15 protein-coding genes are annotated in these 17,822 nt (G+C 64.9%); 11 read left to right on the forward strand and 4 right to left on the reverse strand.

Annotated elements, in window-relative coordinates:
* Positions 1–81 precede the first annotated feature (81 nt).
* From fis to T31B1_RS10955, 4 genes are all read left to right on the forward strand, one after another.
* Positions 82–354, forward strand: coding sequence for a DNA-binding transcriptional regulator Fis (gene fis / locus T31B1_RS10940; protein ID WP_353249505.1), 273 nt, complete (start codon positions 82–84; stop codon positions 352–354).
* 73 nt (positions 355–427) lie between these two features.
* The gene (purH, locus tag T31B1_RS10945) at positions 428–2,035 is read left to right on the forward strand and encodes a bifunctional phosphoribosylaminoimidazolecarboxamide formyltransferase/IMP cyclohydrolase (RefSeq protein WP_353249506.1); all 1,608 of its coding nucleotides are present in this window, start codon (positions 428–430) and stop codon (positions 2,033–2,035) included.
* A 175-nt stretch (positions 2,036–2,210) separates the two neighbouring features.
* Positions 2,211–4,763 (forward strand): galactose oxidase early set domain-containing protein, encoded by a 2,553-nt coding sequence (locus tag T31B1_RS10950; protein ID WP_353249507.1) that lies wholly within the window; start codon positions 2,211–2,213, stop codon positions 4,761–4,763.
* Positions 4,760–5,779, forward strand: coding sequence for a serine/threonine-protein kinase (locus T31B1_RS10955; RefSeq protein WP_353249508.1), 1,020 nt, complete (start codon positions 4,760–4,762; stop codon positions 5,777–5,779). The genes T31B1_RS10950 and T31B1_RS10955 overlap by 4 nt, the downstream gene beginning before the upstream one ends.
* 31 nt (positions 5,780–5,810) lie before the next feature.
* Here T31B1_RS10955 and T31B1_RS10960 read toward each other — a convergent pair whose 3' ends face one another.
* The 4 genes from T31B1_RS10960 to gatC form a co-directional block, all read right to left on the reverse strand.
* Complete coding sequence (locus T31B1_RS10960; RefSeq protein ID WP_353249509.1) at positions 5,811–6,227, reverse strand: secondary thiamine-phosphate synthase enzyme YjbQ; 417 nt, start codon at positions 6,225–6,227, stop codon at positions 5,811–5,813.
* A 62-nt stretch (positions 6,228–6,289) separates the two neighbouring features.
* Positions 6,290–7,753 (reverse strand): Asp-tRNA(Asn)/Glu-tRNA(Gln) amidotransferase subunit GatB, encoded by a 1,464-nt coding sequence (gene gatB / locus T31B1_RS10965; RefSeq protein ID WP_353249618.1) that lies wholly within the window; start codon positions 7,751–7,753, stop codon positions 6,290–6,292.
* Complete coding sequence (gatA, locus tag T31B1_RS10970; protein WP_353249619.1) at positions 7,753–9,198, reverse strand: Asp-tRNA(Asn)/Glu-tRNA(Gln) amidotransferase subunit GatA; 1,446 nt, start codon at positions 9,196–9,198, stop codon at positions 7,753–7,755. The genes gatB and gatA overlap by 1 nt, the downstream gene beginning before the upstream one ends.
* A 14-nt stretch (positions 9,199–9,212) precedes the next feature.
* Positions 9,213–9,500, reverse strand: coding sequence for an Asp-tRNA(Asn)/Glu-tRNA(Gln) amidotransferase subunit GatC (gene gatC / locus T31B1_RS10975; protein ID WP_353249510.1), 288 nt, complete (start codon positions 9,498–9,500; stop codon positions 9,213–9,215).
* 397 nt (positions 9,501–9,897) lie between these two features.
* On the opposite strand from gatC, the gene T31B1_RS10980 reads away from it, so the two are divergent.
* From T31B1_RS10980 to T31B1_RS11010, 7 genes are all read left to right on the forward strand, one after another.
* Positions 9,898–10,938: a rod shape-determining protein gene (locus T31B1_RS10980; protein WP_353249511.1), complete on the forward strand. Its 1,041-nt coding sequence runs from the start codon at positions 9,898–9,900 to the stop codon at positions 10,936–10,938.
* Between the two features lie 275 nt (positions 10,939–11,213).
* Positions 11,214–12,140, forward strand: coding sequence for a rod shape-determining protein MreC (gene mreC, locus T31B1_RS10985; protein WP_353249512.1), 927 nt, complete (start codon positions 11,214–11,216; stop codon positions 12,138–12,140).
* Positions 12,137–12,622, forward strand: a complete 486-nt coding sequence (gene mreD, locus T31B1_RS10990; protein WP_353249513.1) for a rod shape-determining protein MreD — start codon at positions 12,137–12,139, stop codon at positions 12,620–12,622. Before mreC ends, mreD begins: the two co-directional genes overlap by 4 nt.
* A 216-nt stretch (positions 12,623–12,838) precedes the next feature.
* Positions 12,839–14,722, forward strand: coding sequence for a penicillin-binding protein 2 (mrdA, locus tag T31B1_RS10995; protein ID WP_353249514.1), 1,884 nt, complete (start codon positions 12,839–12,841; stop codon positions 14,720–14,722).
* Positions 14,719–15,837 (forward strand): rod shape-determining protein RodA, encoded by a 1,119-nt coding sequence (rodA, locus tag T31B1_RS11000; RefSeq protein WP_353249515.1) that lies wholly within the window; start codon positions 14,719–14,721, stop codon positions 15,835–15,837. Before mrdA ends, rodA begins: the two co-directional genes overlap by 4 nt.
* A complete protein-coding gene (gene mltB, locus T31B1_RS11005) occupies positions 15,834–16,850 on the forward strand; it encodes a lytic murein transglycosylase B (RefSeq protein ID WP_353249516.1) in 1,017 nt (338 codons plus the stop codon). Before rodA ends, mltB begins: the two co-directional genes overlap by 4 nt.
* Complete coding sequence (locus T31B1_RS11010; RefSeq protein WP_353249517.1) at positions 16,847–17,797, forward strand: septal ring lytic transglycosylase RlpA family protein; 951 nt, start codon at positions 16,847–16,849, stop codon at positions 17,795–17,797. The genes mltB and T31B1_RS11010 overlap by 4 nt, the downstream gene beginning before the upstream one ends.
* The last annotated feature ends 25 nt before the right edge of the window (positions 17,798–17,822 follow it).

The following is a 17,822-nucleotide window of genomic DNA, read 5'->3' on the forward strand; positions in this document are numbered from 1 at the left end:
CTCGCCGAAAGTCGTCTTTCTCTGAGTGGCGATTGCCGTTATAGTTCGCCGTTCCTCATCCCCCGCCCGCCGCTGGCACGAATGACGCAGACGCAGACCGATACCGATTCTGATGCTGACGGCCAACCCCTCAGCCACTACGTCGGCGCCAGTCTCGATCGCTACTTCGAATCGCTCAACGGCAGCGCGCCCCCCTGCGATCTGTATCGCATGATACTCGAACAAGTCGAGAAGCCGTTGCTCGAGCGTGTACTCGACTACAGCCGTGGCAATCAGTCCAAAGCGGCGGCCATGCTCGGCATCAATCGCGGCACGCTTCGAAAGAAACTCCGCAGCTACGATCTCGACGGCTGACCGGCCGCCGCCTACCCTGCAGACTCCACCCGCGCCGCGGGTGTTTTTATTTCAACCGGACCCATCGCCTACCGTGACTTCGACCACCGATCGCCCCGCCCAGCCTATTCGTCGCGCTTTGATCAGCGTGTCTGACAAGACCGGCGTCGCCGAATTCGCGCGCGCGCTCAGCGCCGACCACGGCGTCGAGATACTCTCCACGGGCGGCACGGCCCGCGCCCTGCGCGACGCCGGCGTGGCCGTCATCGACGTCGCCGACCATACCGGCGCCCCGGAAATCATGGACGGCCGCGTCAAGACGCTGCACCCGAAGATTCATGGCGGCATTCTCGGTCGCCGAGGCATCGATGACACAGTCATGGCCGAACAGCAGATCGCACCGATCGATCTGGTGGTGGTCAATCTATACCCGTTCGAACAAACCATCGCGCGGCCGGAGACCACGCGCGACCAGGCCATCGAAACCATCGACATCGGCGGACCGGCGATGCTGCGCGCCGCCGCCAAGAACCACGCCTTCGTTACACTGGTGGTCGATTCGGTCGACTACGACGCGGTGCTTGCCGATATGCAGGCGCACGGCGGGGCCACCACCCTATCCACCCGGGAGCGTCTGGCGGCCAAGGGTTTTGCGCACACTGCCGGCTACGACCACGCCATTGCTACGTACCTGTCGGACGCCGCCGACAGCGCCGGCAACGATACCGATGATGCCGTCTTGCCGAGTCGCTTCGCGCCCAGTTACGAACGACGGAGGACGCTGCGTTACGGCGAGAACCCGCACCAGCGGGCCGCGCTCTATGCGGCCGCCGAACCGGTCGCGGGCAGTCTGGTCGATGCTCATGTCGTTCAGGGAAAGGCCCTGTCCTACAACAATCTGGCCGATGCCGACGCCGCGCTGGCCTGTGTCCGTGCGTTCGATCAGGCACCGGCGTGTGTGATCGTCAAACATGCCAACCCCTGCGGTGTAGCGGTCGCACGCAGCCTGGAACAGGCCTACGAGCGCGCGTTTGCCACCGACCCGACCTCGGCCTTCGGAGGCATTCTCGCCTTCAACCAGACGCTAGATGTGGCGACCGCCGAACGCGTTCTGGCCAATCAGTTCGCCGAGGTGATCCTCGCCCCAGCCATTGAAGACGCGGCCCTGGCCCTGTTCGCCCGGAAGAAGAATCTACGCGTGATCGCCACCGGCGAGGCGGCGGCCGGCCGGCCAAGCGAACCGGCCATCAAGCAGATCGCCGGCGGTCTGCTGGTTCAGGACGCCGACGAGCAGCTGCTAGACGATCAGCAGCTTCGTATCGTCACCGAGGCCCAGCCCGACGGCAGTCAGCTGCAGGATCTGATGTTCGCCTGGCGGGTAGCCAAGTTCGTTAAATCCAACGCCATCGTCTATGCGCGCGACGGCGCGACCGTCGGCGTCGGCGCCGGCCAGATGAGCCGCGTCGATTCGGCCCGCATCGCGGGCCTGAAGGCCGCCGATGCCGGGCTCGACGTGGCCGGCTCGGTCATGGCCTCCGATGCGTTCTTCCCGTTCCGGGATGGTCTCGACGCCGCAGCGAAGGTCGGCGTGAAGGCGGTCATTCAACCGGGCGGATCGATTCGCGACGAGGAGGTAATCGCAGCCGCCGACGAGGCCGGGATTGCCATGCTGTTCACGGGCGTTCGCCACTTCCGTCACTGATATTTCAGATAGTTGACGCGCACGGCCTGTGCGCTGACGTTGCCCGGCCGCGCGCGCTGCCTTGCGGCAACCGCGAAATCCATGTTACCCCTGACCGACCGGTCGAGCGATTGACCGTTTCGATAACTATAAATAGTCACGACGGTTGCAGACCGTCGGTCAGGGGAGATAACCCATGCGTCTGACTCCTTCCGCCGCCACGGCGACCCTCGTGTTCGTGGCGTTCAGCGCGCCGGCCTCCGCCGGCCTTCTGGGCGATCTGCTCGCCCCTGTCACTGAGCCGGACTCGACCCGTCCGAGCGAGACCATCCGCACCGATGACGCATCAGAGCGCTCGCCCGAGAAGGTCGGTCGCTTCAGCACACCGTTTGCCGAGCCCACCATCGTTGTGGACGGTCAGGCCATGGCCACTGATGAACGCTGTCTTCCCAATGCCGAAGGGATGCTCAGCTGCAAGCCGGCGGCCGGCACGGTCGCCAATCTCGGTGACGGCCGATTCGTATACCTGAACGCGCTTGAAGGCACCGAGAACGTCGAGCTGTCGATCGTCGCCGAATTCGGCGAGGTGTCGGTCAACGACCAGTCGCGGGTACTCACACTGGATGACGAAGACCGCCCGAGCTGGAGCCGGCCCGATCCGGTCGACGGCGGCGCCAATCCCGACGGTGCCGACAGTACGACGCTGTCCGGTGCGCTGACCGGCGTGCCCGAGGGCCTGCTGGACACGGCCGACAATACGGCCAAGAACGACGGCGCACTGTTCTGTGCCGACGTCACGTTCCTGGCTGACGGCCGGATGATGGCGGTCGGCGGCACCGATTACTACACCGAACCCGGTGTCGACGGACTGCCGGTGGGCGTAGTCGAGCTAGAGGGGCTCAAGGCTTCGCGCATCTTCGATCCGGAAACCGAGACCTGGTCGCAGAGCGGCGATATGCGCTACGGGCGCTGGTACCCGTCACTGGTCACCCTGGCCAATGGCGATGTGTTCGTGGCCAGCGGGGTGACCAAGCTGCTCAAGCCGGTCTATCCCGAACAGCCACTCAATTCCGGGCGTAACGTGGTCCAGACCGAGACCTACGATCTTGACAGCGGCACCTGGTCAGAAAACGGCGGCCCCGCCCAGCGCTCGCTGCCCTTGTTCCCCCGTATGCATCTGCTGCCCAACGGCCAGGTGTTCTATAACGCCGGGGGCCAGGCCTTCAATCCCTTCGGACAGGCCTACGATCAGGCGTTGTGGAATATTGTCGCCGCCTACGATCCCGACAGCCAGCAATGGACCGATCTCGGCTACGCCGGCCTGCCGCTCAAGCTCAACGAGGTTGGACTGGGCGCACTGGCCAGCACGCTCAACGTGACCAACCTGAATGCCGGCCAGGTGCAGCGACTGCTTGGCGATCTGGTCGGTCAGACCCTGGCCAACCCGACCGGGTTGATCGAAGGACTGCTGGATACGCCGATCGACGGCCGTGCGCTCGAGCGGGCGATCGGCTCGGGCATGCGTGGCTCCACGTTCTCCGCGATGTTGCCGCTACGCCCCGATGCCAACGGTGGTTATCACGACGCACGCTTTCTGACCGCCGGGGGCGTACCGACCTATGTCACCGTGGGCAGCCCGGGCGGTTACCTGCCGATCTCTTCGTCGCGTATCGACACGGTGCATGTCGACGGCGACACCATGGAGTACAGCTCCGAGCTCACCGGCCCGCTCAACGAACCGCGCTGGTACAGCTATTCAGTGGTCATGCCCGACGACAGCGTGATGATTTTTTCCGGCGGCAACCGCGACGGCGTCGTGTTGCCGGGCCTGGAGGGCGCCTATCGCCAGGCGGAGCGCTTCGATCCGACCACCGGCAACTGGACTCCGATGGCCGTGGCCCATCGCAAGCGGACCTACCACAACACCGCGCTGCTGATGCCCGACGGCCGTGTGCTGGTCGGCGGCCATTCTCCGATCAACACGGCTTATCTGTCTTTCATCAACCTCGACCAACTGGGGCTGGCCGACTACCAGAGCCGTGACCCATCGTTCGAGATCTATACTCCGCCCTATGCGATGCGTGACGATCGCCCGGTAATCGACAGCGCGCCGAGCGAACTGCGCACCGACGGCACAACGTTCGATGTCGCGGTGGATAGCGGCGATGTAGATCAGGCCATGCTCATCCGGCGGACCGCGACCACGCATCTGGTCGACGGCGACCAGCGCGCGGTGGTTCTGCCGATCGTCGCGCGTAGCGGCGGTCAGATCACGCTCCAGATGACCGCCAACCCGGCCGTCCTCCCGGCTGGTCAATACATGCTGTTCGTCAGCCGCGAAGCTGATGACGGCATGCGCCTGCCGTCCGAGTCCACCCCGGTGGCAATACTGCCTGGTCAGGATGACGCGCCCATCGTTCAGCCCGCGCCGGTGGTGACTTCGGGCGAGGCTAACCACGGACTGGTCGGCAGCCTGCTCGGCAAGATCGGTGAAGTCGGCCGGATCGGCGACACCGACGGCGTGTCGCCCTTGCTGCCGGTCACCGACCTGCTTTCGGGCGTGACCAGCGTCATTCCCGGGCCGCAGACGCTGATCGAAGGCGCACCGGGTACGGCAGGTGAACTCGCAGGTGCGCTACAGCGGGGCGCCGACATCGGCCGGGACACCGCGGCCAGTACACCGGACGCCGTACGTGGCCTGGCCGAGGATGCTCAGCGCGCGGGCCAGACCGGCGGCGAAGCCCCGTGAGCGGTATAGCCCCCCGGATCCGCCAGCTGATCGGAATGATCGTCCTGGCCGGGCTGCCGCTGACCGGCGTTCAGGCGCACGGCGGTGACACGGCCGGCGGCCAGGCGGAGGTACGCGCGGTACTCGATGAGCTCCCGCCGGCGTTGTCGGATCTGCGCGTGCAGCTGCGGCATACGCTGGCGGCTCAGCTGCTGGTCTACAACCCGACCGATCGGCTGCTGGTCGTCGAAGACGCGCGCGGGCGCCCCTTTTTGCGAATCGGAGCACAACGCGTGCAGGCGGATCTCGGCGCGGCGGCCTTTCATCGCACCAATACGCTGATGGCCCCCGGGGCGATCGATGCCGATGCCTCGAGTCGACCCGATTGGCAGGTCGTCGAGTCGACGCCCAGCTGGGGCTGGTTCGATCTGCGGCTGCGCAGTGATTCGATCGCGGTACCCCATCACGTCGTGGATGGCGGTCAGCCGCGTTCGGTGGCGCGCTGGTCAATCCCGGTGCGCTATGGCAGCCAGCGCAGCGCGATCCGTGGGCACTTCGAGTATGTCCCGCCGGCGCGCGGCATGATCGAGGCCCGGGTCATCGACGCCGGCCTGCTCGACGGCCAAGCCGTTGTCCGTGCGATGACGGGCAGCGCGCGGCCCGGGTTGTTCGTGTCCTATCGCGGCACGGAGCCGCTGATCGTGCTCGATGCCGACGGCGCGCCGTTTCTACGCTTTTCGGAGACGGGCGTCGACGCCAATCGCGCGAGCGCGACCTGGGCGCGTGTACGCCCATCGGGCGCGCCGGCCGCCACGCCCGACAGCACGCCGGCGGTGGCCTGGGCGCGTGTATCGTCGACCGGCAGCTACGGCTGGATCGAACCGCGTGCGGCGGCCGACGCGCCGGCACACGATGGCCACGATCTGGCCGTAGTCAAGCGTTGGCGCATTCCGGTACGTATCGGCACGATGGACAGTTCGATCAGCGGCCAGACCGAATGGGCGCCCATCGCTCCGGCGGCCGCATCTCACCACTAGAGGCCGGCGCCGAAGGCGCCGGCAACTCTTCTCAACCAGCGGCCGACAGCAGCGTCACCACGACTTCCCGGCGATGTGGCGCACTCCGGTGCTCGTAGAGATAGATTCCCTGCCAGGTTCCGAGGTTGAGCGCGCCGTCAGTGATCGGCACGCTCAGATCCATGCCGGTCAGAATGCTGCGGATATGGCCGGGCATATCGTCCGGGCCTTCCATGTCGTGCACGAACCTCGGATCGCCATCGACTACTGCACCAGCCATCCAGCGCTCGACGTCGGCACGCACATCCGGGTCGGCGTTCTCGCAGATCATCAGCGACGCCGAGGTATGCCGGATGAAGACATGAGCCACCCCGGTGCACAGCCCGGCATCACTGACCACGCGTCCGACGTCTGCGGTGATGTCACGGGTCGACCGGCCGGGCGTATCGAACGTCAGCGTTGTCTGCATCGGCTTCCTCTACGGGCAGGCGACTGTTTGTTCGGCCGAGCCCGGCCGCATTCTCGACAGGGTCAGGCCAGCGCGTCCAGCTTGGCCACCATCAACTGATTGACCTCTTTCGGGTTGGCCTTGCCCTTGGATGCCTTCATGACCTGCCCCACCAAAAACCCGAGAATCTTGGTCTTGCCGTCCAGATACTGCTGGACCTGATCCGGGTTGTCGGTGATGGCGGCATCGACGAAGGCTTCGATCGCCGAGCTGTCGGTGATCTGCTTGAGCCCACGATCGGCGATGATGGCGTCCGCACTTTCGCCCTCACCGGCCGCCAGCGCATCGAATACGTCCTTGGCGATCTTGCCGGAAATGGTGTTGTCGGCAATACGGGCCAACAGCCCGCCCAGCTGCTCGGCGCTGACCGGCGCCTCTGTGATCGGTCGACTTAGGCGATTGAGCACCGCCGTGAGCTCGCTGTTGATCCAGTTCGCCGCCGGCTTGCCCTGTACCGACGGCACACCACCGGTCGCGGCGACGGTCGCCTCGAAATAATCCGCCAGCGCGCGGGAGTCGGTCAGCGCCATGGCGTCGGCGCCACCGAGCGCATAGTCGGACTCGAATCGACGCCGCTTGGCATCGGGCAACTCCGGCAGTGCCGTGCGTGCGGCCTCGATGAAATCCGCATCGATCGCAACCGGCAGCAGATCCGGGTCCGGGAAGTAACGATAGTCGTGCGCTTCCTCTTTGGAACGCATGCTGCGTGTTTCGTCGGCGTCCGGGTCGTAGAGGCGGGTCTCCTGAACGATCGTGCCGCCGGATTCGAGTACATCGATCTGACGCTCGACCTCGTACTCGATCGCTTTTTCCAGAAAACGGAACGAGTTGACGTTCTTGGTTTCGGTGCGCGTGCCAAATTCGCTGGTCCCGCGCGGACGCACGGACACGTTGGCATCCACGCGGAACGAGCCCTCGGCCATGTTGCCGTCGCAGATGCCCAGATAGGTGACCAGCGAATGCAGCTTGCGGGCGTAAGCCACCGCTTCGGCCGCACTGGCCATCTCGGGTTCGGAGACGCATTCCACCAGCGGCGTTCCCGCGCGATTGAGATCGATACCGGTTTCGCGATCGAAGGCTTCATGCAAGGATTTGCCCGCATCTTCCTCCAGATGAGCGCGGGTAATGCCGATGCGCTTTTCCCCACCATCGGCCGTTGCGATATCCAAATGGCCGCGAGCCACGATCGGCAGCTCGAACTGGCTAATCTGATAGCCCTTGGGCAGATCGGGATAGAAATAGTGCTTACGCGCGAATACCGACCGCGGTGCGATCTCGGCGTCGATGGCCAGGCCGAACAGCGTGGCCATGCGAATGACCTCTGCGTTGATCACCGGCAACACGCCGGGCAAGGCGATGTCCACCGCGCTGGCCTGCGTATTCGGCGCAGCACCGTAGGCCGTCGGCGCGCTGGAGAAGATCTTGCTCTGGGTGGCGAGCTGGATATGAACTTCGAGCCCGATCACCGTCTCCCATGCGCTCGTCATCATTCGAACCCCGCCGGACGTCGGGTGTGCCAGTCGGTTGCCTGCTGGAAAGCGTGAGCGGCATTGAGCAGGCGCGCCTCTTCGAACCAGGGCGCCAGCAGCTGCAGGCCCACGGGCAGACCGTCGACGAACCCGGCCGGCACCGACATGCCCGGCAGGCCGGCCAGACTCGCCGGTAACGTGTACACATCGTTGAGATACATCGACACCGGGTCGTCGACCTTTTCGCCCAACCTGAATGCCGGCGACTGGGTCACGGGCGCGGCGATCAGGTCGACGTCTGCATAGGCACGGCGGAAATCGTCGGCGATCAGCCGGCGTGTCTTCTGCGCCTTGAGATAGTAGGCATCGTAATAACCGGCCGAGAGTACATAGGCGCCGACCATGATCCGGCGCTGGACCTCGCGACCGAAGCCTTCGGCACGGGAACGGCTGTACAGATCCTCCAGATCCACCGCCGCCTCGCAGCGATAGCCATAGCGCACACCGTCATAGCGGGCCAGGTTCGACGACGCCTCGGCCGGGGCCAGCACGTAATAAGTCGATACCGCGAGTTCGGTATGCGGCAGATCGATCTCCACCAGCTGCGCACCGAGCCGCTCGTATTCGGCGATCGCAGTGTCCAGCACGGTGCGTGTGCCGGCTTCCAGGCCCTCGGCGAAATATTCGCGCGGAAGGCCGATTCGCAGACCGGAAATATCGCCGCTCAGCGCCGCGCCGTAATCGGGCACATCGCGCTCGACCGAGGTCGAGTCGCGCGCATCGAAACCGGCCATGGCGCCCAGCACCGCCGCACAGTCGGCGGCCGAACGCGCGAAGCAACCACCCTGGTCCAGGCTGGATGCGAACGCGATCATTCCGTAGCGCGAGACGCGCCCATAGGTCGGCTTGATACCGGTCACTCCACACAGTGCGGCCGGCTGACGGATCGATCCGCCCGTATCGGTGCCCGTGGCCGCTGGCACCAAACCGGCGGCCACGGCCGCCGCCGAGCCGCCCGACGAGCCGCCCGGCACGAAGGCTTCGTTCCAGGGGTTGCGCACCGGCCCGTAGAAACTGGTTTCGTTGGACGAACCCATGGCGAATTCGTCCATGTTCGTCTTGCCCAGGGTCACGGTGCCGGCCGCATCCAGACGCTCGACCACATGCGCATCGTAGGGCGCGACAAAGTTGTCGAGCATGCGCGAGCCACAGCTGGTACGTAGGCCCTGGGTACAGAAGATGTCCTTATGGGCGATCGGCAGCCCGGCAAGCGCACCGGCAGGCTCGCCCCGATCGACGGCGGCCGCCTGGGACAGCGCGCGCTCTCGACACACGCTGATCAGGCTGTTCAACCGCGTGTCGTGGGTATCGATACGCGCCAGAAAATGCTCGGTCAGGGCCACTGCGGACAGCCGGCCGTCGCGACAGGCCGCGCTCAGCTCGGCGACGCTCATTTCGTCTATCGGCTGCTCGGTACTCATTCGATGACCTTCGGCACCAGATAGACGCCGTCGCGTGTCGCCGGAGCGATCGCCTGGAATGCCTGGCGACGGTCGTCGACATCGGCTCGATCTGCGCGCAGGCGCGCGGTCAGGTCCAGCGGATGCGCCATGGGTTCCACGTCATGGGTATCGATGCGTTCGAGTGCGGCAAAGACATCCACGATGGTCGACAATTCGCCGACATAGTCGGCGATCTGGGCTTCATCCAGGCCCAAACGCGCCAGTCGGGCAACGTTTCGGACCTGATCGGCAGTCAGATTCACGGCAGCAGCCTATATTTACTCATCGGATTACACCACGCGCCTTGGGCACGGAGGCAGCAAAACTAGCATAAACCGCCCCCCGTGCGACCAGATCGCAGCCCGCGGGCGTGGGCGAATGCGGCCTCGACGGCGCGCGGAATCAACCCGGACACGCGCGCCCGTCGACCTGCAGCGCGGCCCGGGCGCCTGCGCCAATCCGCGTACCGGGCTTGGCCGGACAGGGCCGCCGACCACGCCGGGGCGCGGGCTCGGTGTTGCACCGGCGTTCGCGCCGGATCGGCGTTGCCGTGGCCCACCGCCGTTGCTAGCATTGCGCCACTTTATTGCAACGCGTCACGATCGCGCTGCGTCCTGCGCGTAATCGACGCGTTTATTTTTCGCGCTTGGGTGTGCCTCCATGCTGGATAATTTTCGTGGCCTGTTCGTCAACGATCTGTCGATCGATCTCGGCACGGCCAACACGCTGGTCTATGCACGCGACCAGGGAATCGTGCTCAACGAACCATCCGTGGTTGCCGTGCGTACCGACGCCCGCGGTGGCAAGCGCATCGAGGCGGTGGGCGCCGACGCCAAGCGGATGCTCGGTCGTACACCGAGCCATATCACCACGATCCGCCCGCTCAAGGACGGCGTGATCGCCGACTTCACCGTTACCGAGAAGATGCTGCAGCACTTCATCCGGAAGGTGCACAAAAAGCGTTTTCTGCGGCCGATGACGCGCGTGCTGGTCTGCGTGCCCTACGGTTCGACCCAGGTCGAGCGACGCGCGATTCGCGAGTCCGCCTCCAACGCGGGCGCTCGCCGTGTGTATCTGGTCGAAGAGCCGGTCGCCGCGGCCATCGGTGCCGGCATTCCGATCGGCGAGGCGCGCGGCTCGATGGTATTGGACATCGGCGGCGGCACGTCGGAAGTGGCGGTCATCTCCCTCAACGGCATCGTCTACGCAGAGTCGGTGCGTACCGGTGGCGACAAGTTCGACGAGGCGATCGTCAACTACGTGCGGCGTCAGTACAACATGCTCATTGGCGAGGCCACGGCCGAATCGATCAAGCACAAGATCGGTACCGCCTTTCCCGGCCACGAGGTCAAGGAGATCGAGGTCGTGGGCCGGCATCTGTCCGCTGGCGTGCCGCGGGCGTTCACCCTCAACTCCAACGAAGTGCTGGACGCGCTCCAGGAGCCGCTGTCCAATATCACCAGCGCGGTCAAGCTCGCACTCGAATCGACACCCCCGGAGCTCGGCTCGGATGTGGCCGAACGCGGCATCGTGCTCACCGGCGGCGGCGCGCTGCTGGCCGATCTCGACAAGCTGATCTCCGAAGAGACGGGACTGCCCGTGATCGTGGCCGACGATCCGTTGACCTGCGTCGCCCGCGGCGGCGGTATCCTGCTGGAGATGATCGACCGCAAGACAGGCCAGCTGTTCGCACTCGAATAGCTCGCCGGGCGGTTGCACGCCGGTGTTGGGCCGGCCTACTCTGATTCGTTATTGATAGTCGACTCGAAGAACGTCGACGGTCATTGCATGATGTCACGAAAATGCACGCCAGCCGCATCGCCCGTGCCGAGGAGCCATACCGGGTGTATCCCATGACACAGCAGCCGTCAGCACAGGCCCGGACCATCCGCCGCGCCCGCCGGCGTCCGCTCGGCGCCGCACCCGGCGTGAAGCCGCCCGTCTTAGCTGGCGCGCGGCGCGCGTCCGGGGGTTAAGTGCGCGGCCTGACCGACGACGACAAGACACCGCTGCTCAACCGTCGCGTGGCGCCGGGTATCAAGATCGTCATCATCATCGTGGTTTCGATCGTGCTCATGATGGTCGACCACGCACACGACAGCCTGGCGCCGGTGCGCAGCACCCTGGCCGTCGCCTTGCAGCCGATCCAGATCGCTGCCGAACTGCCTGGCGAGCTTACCGAATACCTCGGCCGTTATTTCGATCGCGGCGAACTGATCGCCGACAACGAAGCGCTGTCGCAGAAGGTTCTGCTGCTCAAGGTTCGGCTCCAGAAGCTTGCCGCGCTCGAAGCCGAGAACGAACGCATTCGCGCCCTGTTGGCCTCGGCGAGCTCGCTGGACCAGAACGTACTGATCGCTCGTATCCTCTCGGTCACACCCGACCCTTATCGCCATTACATCAAGCTCAACAAGGGCTCGGCCGACGGCGTATTCGTCGGTCAGGCGCTGGTCGATGCCAATGGCATCATGGGCCAGGTCACGGACGTCACGCCGCTGGATTCGCGTGCCATCCTCATCACCGATGCCAATCACGGCATTCCTGTCGAAATCAACCGAACCGGACTGCAAACCATCGCCCAGGGCACCGGCAAGTCCGACGAGCTGCGTCTGCCCTTTCTGGCCAACAATTCGGACATTAAAGCCGGCGATCTCCTGGTGTCCTCCGGGCTGGGCGGGCGTTATCCCGCCGGTTATCCGGTGGCACGGATCAGTACCGTCACCCATCAGCCAGGCGACGAATTCCTGGACGTAATCGCCCAGCCAACGGCTCATCTCAACCGAGGCCGAGAAGTACTGCTGGTCTGGACCCAGGATGATGATCGTCTGACCGGGCCCGAGTCGCCCGACACATCCACGACCGACGATACGGACGCCGGAGCCCCCGCCGATTCGGGCTCATGATCATCAATCATCACATCAGCGGATTATTGATTCTTTTCACCCTGGGCGTCGGCCTGATCCTGACGCTGCTGCCTGCCCCGGATGCGATCGCTGCGGCGCGGCCGGCGTTCTACCCTGCCACGGTGTTGTTCTGGGTACTGATGCAACCGTTGCGATTCGGGCTGTTGACGGCCTGGGCCTGCGGCATTCTGATCGATGTCATCTACGGCACGCCGTTCTCTGAACACGGGCTGGCACTGGCCGTGGCGGCCTATGCCGTAGTCAAGCTGCGAGAGTTGCTTTGGGCTTTCCCTCTCTGGCAGCAGGGTCTGTTGCTGACGCCGGTGTTCGTGCTCTACGAGTTCGTGCTGTTCTGGATCGATGGCGTCGCCGGCGCAGAGGTCGACCAGTGGTGGCGCTGGCTTCCGATCGCCACCACGGTGCTCGTGTGGCCGGTCTGGGCGTTCGTTCTGGAACGTCTGGCCGAATTGGAGGTCCGATAGAACCAGGGGTGCGCACGCGCGGCGACCTGAGCGCGACAGCGACAGCTATTGCACCGTGCCGTGCGGCCGGGTTTCACACATCTCGACAGTTTCGTGCGAGCAGCATACGCTGAGCTCGATAGTCTACTTTAGCTTTTTTCGATAAGTCTTTGACTTCGCTGATTTCGGACCCTCTGGGCTCCGACGCAATCGCGACCAGGGAGATCTCACGCGCGCATGCCCGCAGACGACGCGATCAAGAATCACGCAGCCGAACGGCGCCTGTTCTTCCTGCGCACACTGGTTGCCGGCGGAGTGCTGTGCTTGCTCGTATGCGTGCTCGTGTCGCGCGTGATGTATCTACAGGTCCTGCGCCACGGCTATTACGAGACCCGGTCGCAGGACAACCGCATGCGCGTACAGGTCATGCCGCCCGTGCGCGGGCTGATCTACGACCGCAACGGCGTGCTGCTGGCCGACAATCTGCCCGCCTATCGGCTCGAGATCGTGCCCGAACAGGTCGATGACCTGGACGCGACGCTCGACCGGCTGGGCCGGATCGTGGAAATACGGCAGGCCGATCGCGACCGCTTCCGGGATCGGGTAGCCAAGACGCCGCGTTTTCGCGGGGTGCCGATTCGACTGAACCTGAGCCAGCGCGAGGTGGCCCGGTTCGAAGTCAATCGCGGCAATTTCCCCGGCGTGGAGATTCGTGCCGGTCTCACCCGCCACTATCCGCTGGGCCGGGTCGCCGCGCATCTGGTCGGTTATGTGGGCGGAATCACTGCCCGCGATCTGTCGCTGGTCGATGACAAGCGGTATCGCGGGTCCAACCATATCGGCAAGTCGGGCGTGGAATACAGCTACGAGTCGCGCCTGCACGGTTACCCGGGTTCGCGCGTGGTCGAAACCAATGCCAGCGGTCGTTCGCTGCGCGAACTGGAAATGCATCGCCCGACCGCTGGCGAGAGCCTGTATCTGACCATCGATGCTCGACTCCAGAGCGCCGCCTACGAGGCGCTGGGCGATAACGACGGCGCCGTGGTCGCGATCGACCCGGAAACCGGCGGGCTGCTGGCCATGGTATCCAAGCCCAGCTACGACCCGGATCTGTTCGTCGACGGCATCAGTCACAGCAACTACAAGCGTCTGATCTCGGATCCGCACAAGCCCTTGTTCAACCGCGCGCTGCAGGGCCAGTATCCGCCGGGCTCGACCGTCAAACCGGTGATGGCCCTGGCCGGGCTGGAAACCGCGTCCATCGAACCGCAGAAGAAGGTGTGGTGTCCGGGCTATATCACCCTGCCCGGTAGCGATCATCATTACCGGGACTGGAAACGCTCCGGCCATGGCTGGGTCGATATGCGTGAAGCGCTGTATCGCTCTTCAGACGTCTATTTCTACAAGCTCGCGCTCAAGCTGGGCATCGACAATATTCATCGCTACGGCGCCATGTTCGGTCTGGGCGAAGTCACGGGCGTGGATCTGCCTCGCGAGAACAGTGGCATCATGCCCTCGCGCGCCTGGAAGCATGGCAGCCGCAATCTGCCCTGGTATCCGGGCGAGACGCTCAATACGGTGATCGGCCAAGGCTTCATGACCGCGACGCCTCTCCAGCTGGCACAGATGACGAGCCTAATCGCCGAGCGCGGACACAGTTTCAAGCCGCACGTGCTGCGCGCCTGGAAAGACCCGGCCAGCGGTCGAATCAACGACACCGTGCCCACGCCGCTGGAGCCGATCGAGCTCAAGGATCGACGCCACTGGCAGGTCGTCATCGAAGGCATGCAGCAAGTAATCACCGCGCCACGCGGCACCGCCCATCACTATGTCGGGCAGAACCTGGACTACAGCATCGCCGGCAAGTCCGGCTCGGCCCAGGTCGCGGGCTTGGCCCAGCATCAGGCGGCGCCGGATATCGAAGACGTCCAGCGACAACTGCGGGATCACGCGCTGTTCATTGCTTTTTCGCCGATCGACCAGCCCAAGATCGCGGTCGCCGTACTGGTCGAACACGGCGGCGGCGGTTCGAGCGTCGCCGGCCCGATCGCTCGCAAGGTCATCGATGCATTCCGCAGTCAACCGCCGGTCCTGCAGGCCTCTGCCCGGAGCCCTCGATGAGTGCAAACGCCACCGACAGCCCGTCGAGCCTGGCCGAGTGGCTCGTCTACTGGCGTATCGATCTGCAACTGCTGGTTGCCTTGATCTGCTGTGCCGCACTCGGGCTGTTCGTACTCTACAGCGCATCCGGCCAGTCGCAGGCGGTCGTGCTCAACCAGGCGATCCGGCTGGGCATCGGCCTGATCGGCATGATTCTCATCGCCCAGATTCCCCCAGAATGGTTCCGGGTGGCCGCGCCCTGGGTGTTCGGCTTCGGCGTGCTGCTGCTCGTGCTGGTGATTGCTCTGGGCGATACCGCCATGGGCGCCCAGCGCTGGCTGGATCTCGGCGTCGTGCGCTTTCAGCCTTCTGAACTCATGAAGCTCGCCGCCCCGCTGACCGTGGCGGCCTATTTCCGCGATCGCAGCCTGCCGCCGACCCTGCGCGACGTGGCGATCGCCGCCGCGTTGATCGCCGTACCCGTGGTGCTGGTGGCCGACCAGCCCGATCTGGGCACGGCGCTGCTGATCGCCGCGGCCGGCGGATTCGCGTTGTATTTCGCCGGCCTGCGCTGGCGCGTGATTCTCGTGCTCGTGCTCATGGCAGCCGCGGCGGCACCGCTGCTGTGGTTCAACATGCACGATTACCAGCAGGAACGGGTGCTGACGTTTCTCAACCCGGCCCGCGATCCGACCGGTGCGGGCTACCATATTTCGCAGTCCAAGATTGCCATCGGCTCGGGTGGCCTGTTCGGCAAGGGTTGGCTCAACGGCAGCCAGGCCCATCTGAACTTCCTGCCGGAGTCGGATACCGACTTCGTGTTCGCGGTCTACGCCGAGGAAACCGGTTTGCTCGGTGTGGCGGCTCTGCTTGCGATCTACTGCTTCATCGTTGCACGCGGTCTGTATATCGCCATGAAGAGTCAGGATACCTTTCAACGACTGGCCGCCGGTTCGCTGAGTCTGACGTTCTTCATCTATGTCTTCGTCAATATCGGCATGGTGGCCGGACTGCTGCCGGTGGTCGGGGTGCCGTTACCGCTGATCAGCTACGGCGGCACATCCATGGTGATCCTGCTGGCTTCGTTCGGCATTCTCATGTCCATCCATACGCACAGGAAGTTGCTCGCCACATGACTCGTCCATTATTCCGACTCGTGCTGAGCGCCGCGCTCGGCCTGACCTGCACGACCGTCCTGGCGGCCAGCGCGACCGGCAATTACGCCGAACGCCCGGAGGGCAAGGCACTGCTCGAACGCCTGCAGCGCGTTGACCACGTGGATATGGACGCTGCACGCGCCCTGCTCGCCGACGCCAAGTACCAGCCCAAGATCGTGGCGACCATGCGCAAGCCGGCCGAGCGCACGCTCACCTGGGCGGATTACCGGCCGATCTTCCTGCAGCCCGAACGGGCCGACAAGGGAGCGGCTTATATCGCCGAACATCAGGCGATATTCGACGCGGCCGAGGCCGAATATGGGGTCCCGGCCAACGTCATTGCCGCGATCATCGGCGTGGAGACCAAATACGGTGCGTTCATCGGCCGCGACCGGGTGCTCGATGCGCTGGCCACGCTGGGCTTCGATTATCCGGAACGGTCGAGTTATTTCATCAAGGAACTCGAGAACTTCATCGTCCTGTGCGTGGAAGAGGATCTCGACTGCGATAGCGAAATCGGCTCCTATGCGGGGGCCATGGGCCTGCCGCAGTTCATGCCGTCGAGCTATCGTGCCTATGCCGTCGATGGCAACGACAACGGCAAGCGCGACCTCTGGGGCGAGCCGGCCGATATCATCTATTCGGTGGCGAACTATCTGGCCGAGCACGGCTGGCAGCGCGACGGCGAGGTAGCCTTGCCGGCCTGGCTGGCGCAACCCAACGACATCGATGCGATCGAGCGCAGCAAGCGAAAGAGCGCCTATCGCTGGAGCGCACTCAGAAAGCTCGGCGTGCGCGTGGACCGCGAGCCGCCCGGCGATGCCGACGTGGGCCTGCTCGAATTCCAGGGCGCCGACGGCACCGAATACTGGGTGGCACTGAACAATTTCTTCGTGATCACCACTTATAACCACAGTCCGCTGTACGCGATGGCCGTCTATCAACTCGGACAGGAGATCGCCGCACGCCAGCAGACGTCGAGTGCTTCGTGAGACGCGTCTACGCGATCGCCGCCGTATCGCTTCTGGTTGGCTTGCTGGCCGGCTGCGCCGGCACGCCGTCAGGCGGCGGCGGTGGCTCGGCGCGCACGGGCGGCGGCTATTACCAGAACGACGGGCCGCCGGACGACGAGAACATCGACATCAGCGCCATTCCCGACGCGGTGCCTCGTGACGAACCCATGTCTCGTTATGGCAATCCGAGCAGCTACGAGGCACTCGGCAAGACCTACTACGTGATGCCGAGTGCGGCCGGCTTCACCCAGACGGGTATGGCCAGCTGGTACGGGCGTCAGTTCCATGGCCGCCGCACATCCAGCGGCGAGCCCTACAACATGTTCAAGATGACCGCGGCGCACAAGCGGTTGCCGATTCCCAGCTATGTCCGAGTGACGAATCTGGACACCGGCAAACACGTGATCGTACGAGTCAACGATCGAGGGCCGTTCCATGACGGACGCATCATCGATCTGTCGTATGTCGCCGCGCGCCGGCTGGGCGTGGTCGCCGCCGGCAGCGTGCCTGTACGTATCGAGACCGTCACGCCTGCGTCGTTGCGCGCCGAGCGCAGCCGTCGCAACGTCGAGGCGGTCCGCGGTGGCCGCACGCCTGCGCCGTCGAACACCGCCGCGTCGGATGCGACGGCAGGCGGCGCGCAACCCGCGGCGCGTCCGGTACCGGTGGCCAACCGGGGCAATGCGGCCGTACCGGGCGGTGGCCTGTTCCTTCAGAGTGGCGCCTTCGGCAGCGTCACCAACGCCCGCAGCATGCAGTCGCGCCTGGCCGGCGCCGGCTTCGAACACGTGCGTATCGTGAGCCCGGACAGCACCACCCCGCTCTATCGGGTGCGCGTGGGGCCGTTCGAAAGCGCCCGCGCCCGCGCCCTGACGCGGCAGAGGCTCGTAGAGCGCGGCTTTGCAGCGCGTGATGTCGAGCGTTAGCCGCCAGCATAACGAGACGCTAAAC

The organism is Salinisphaera sp. T31B1, from assembly GCF_040361275.1.
Lineage (GTDB): Bacteria > Pseudomonadota > Gammaproteobacteria > Nevskiales > Salinisphaeraceae > Salinisphaera.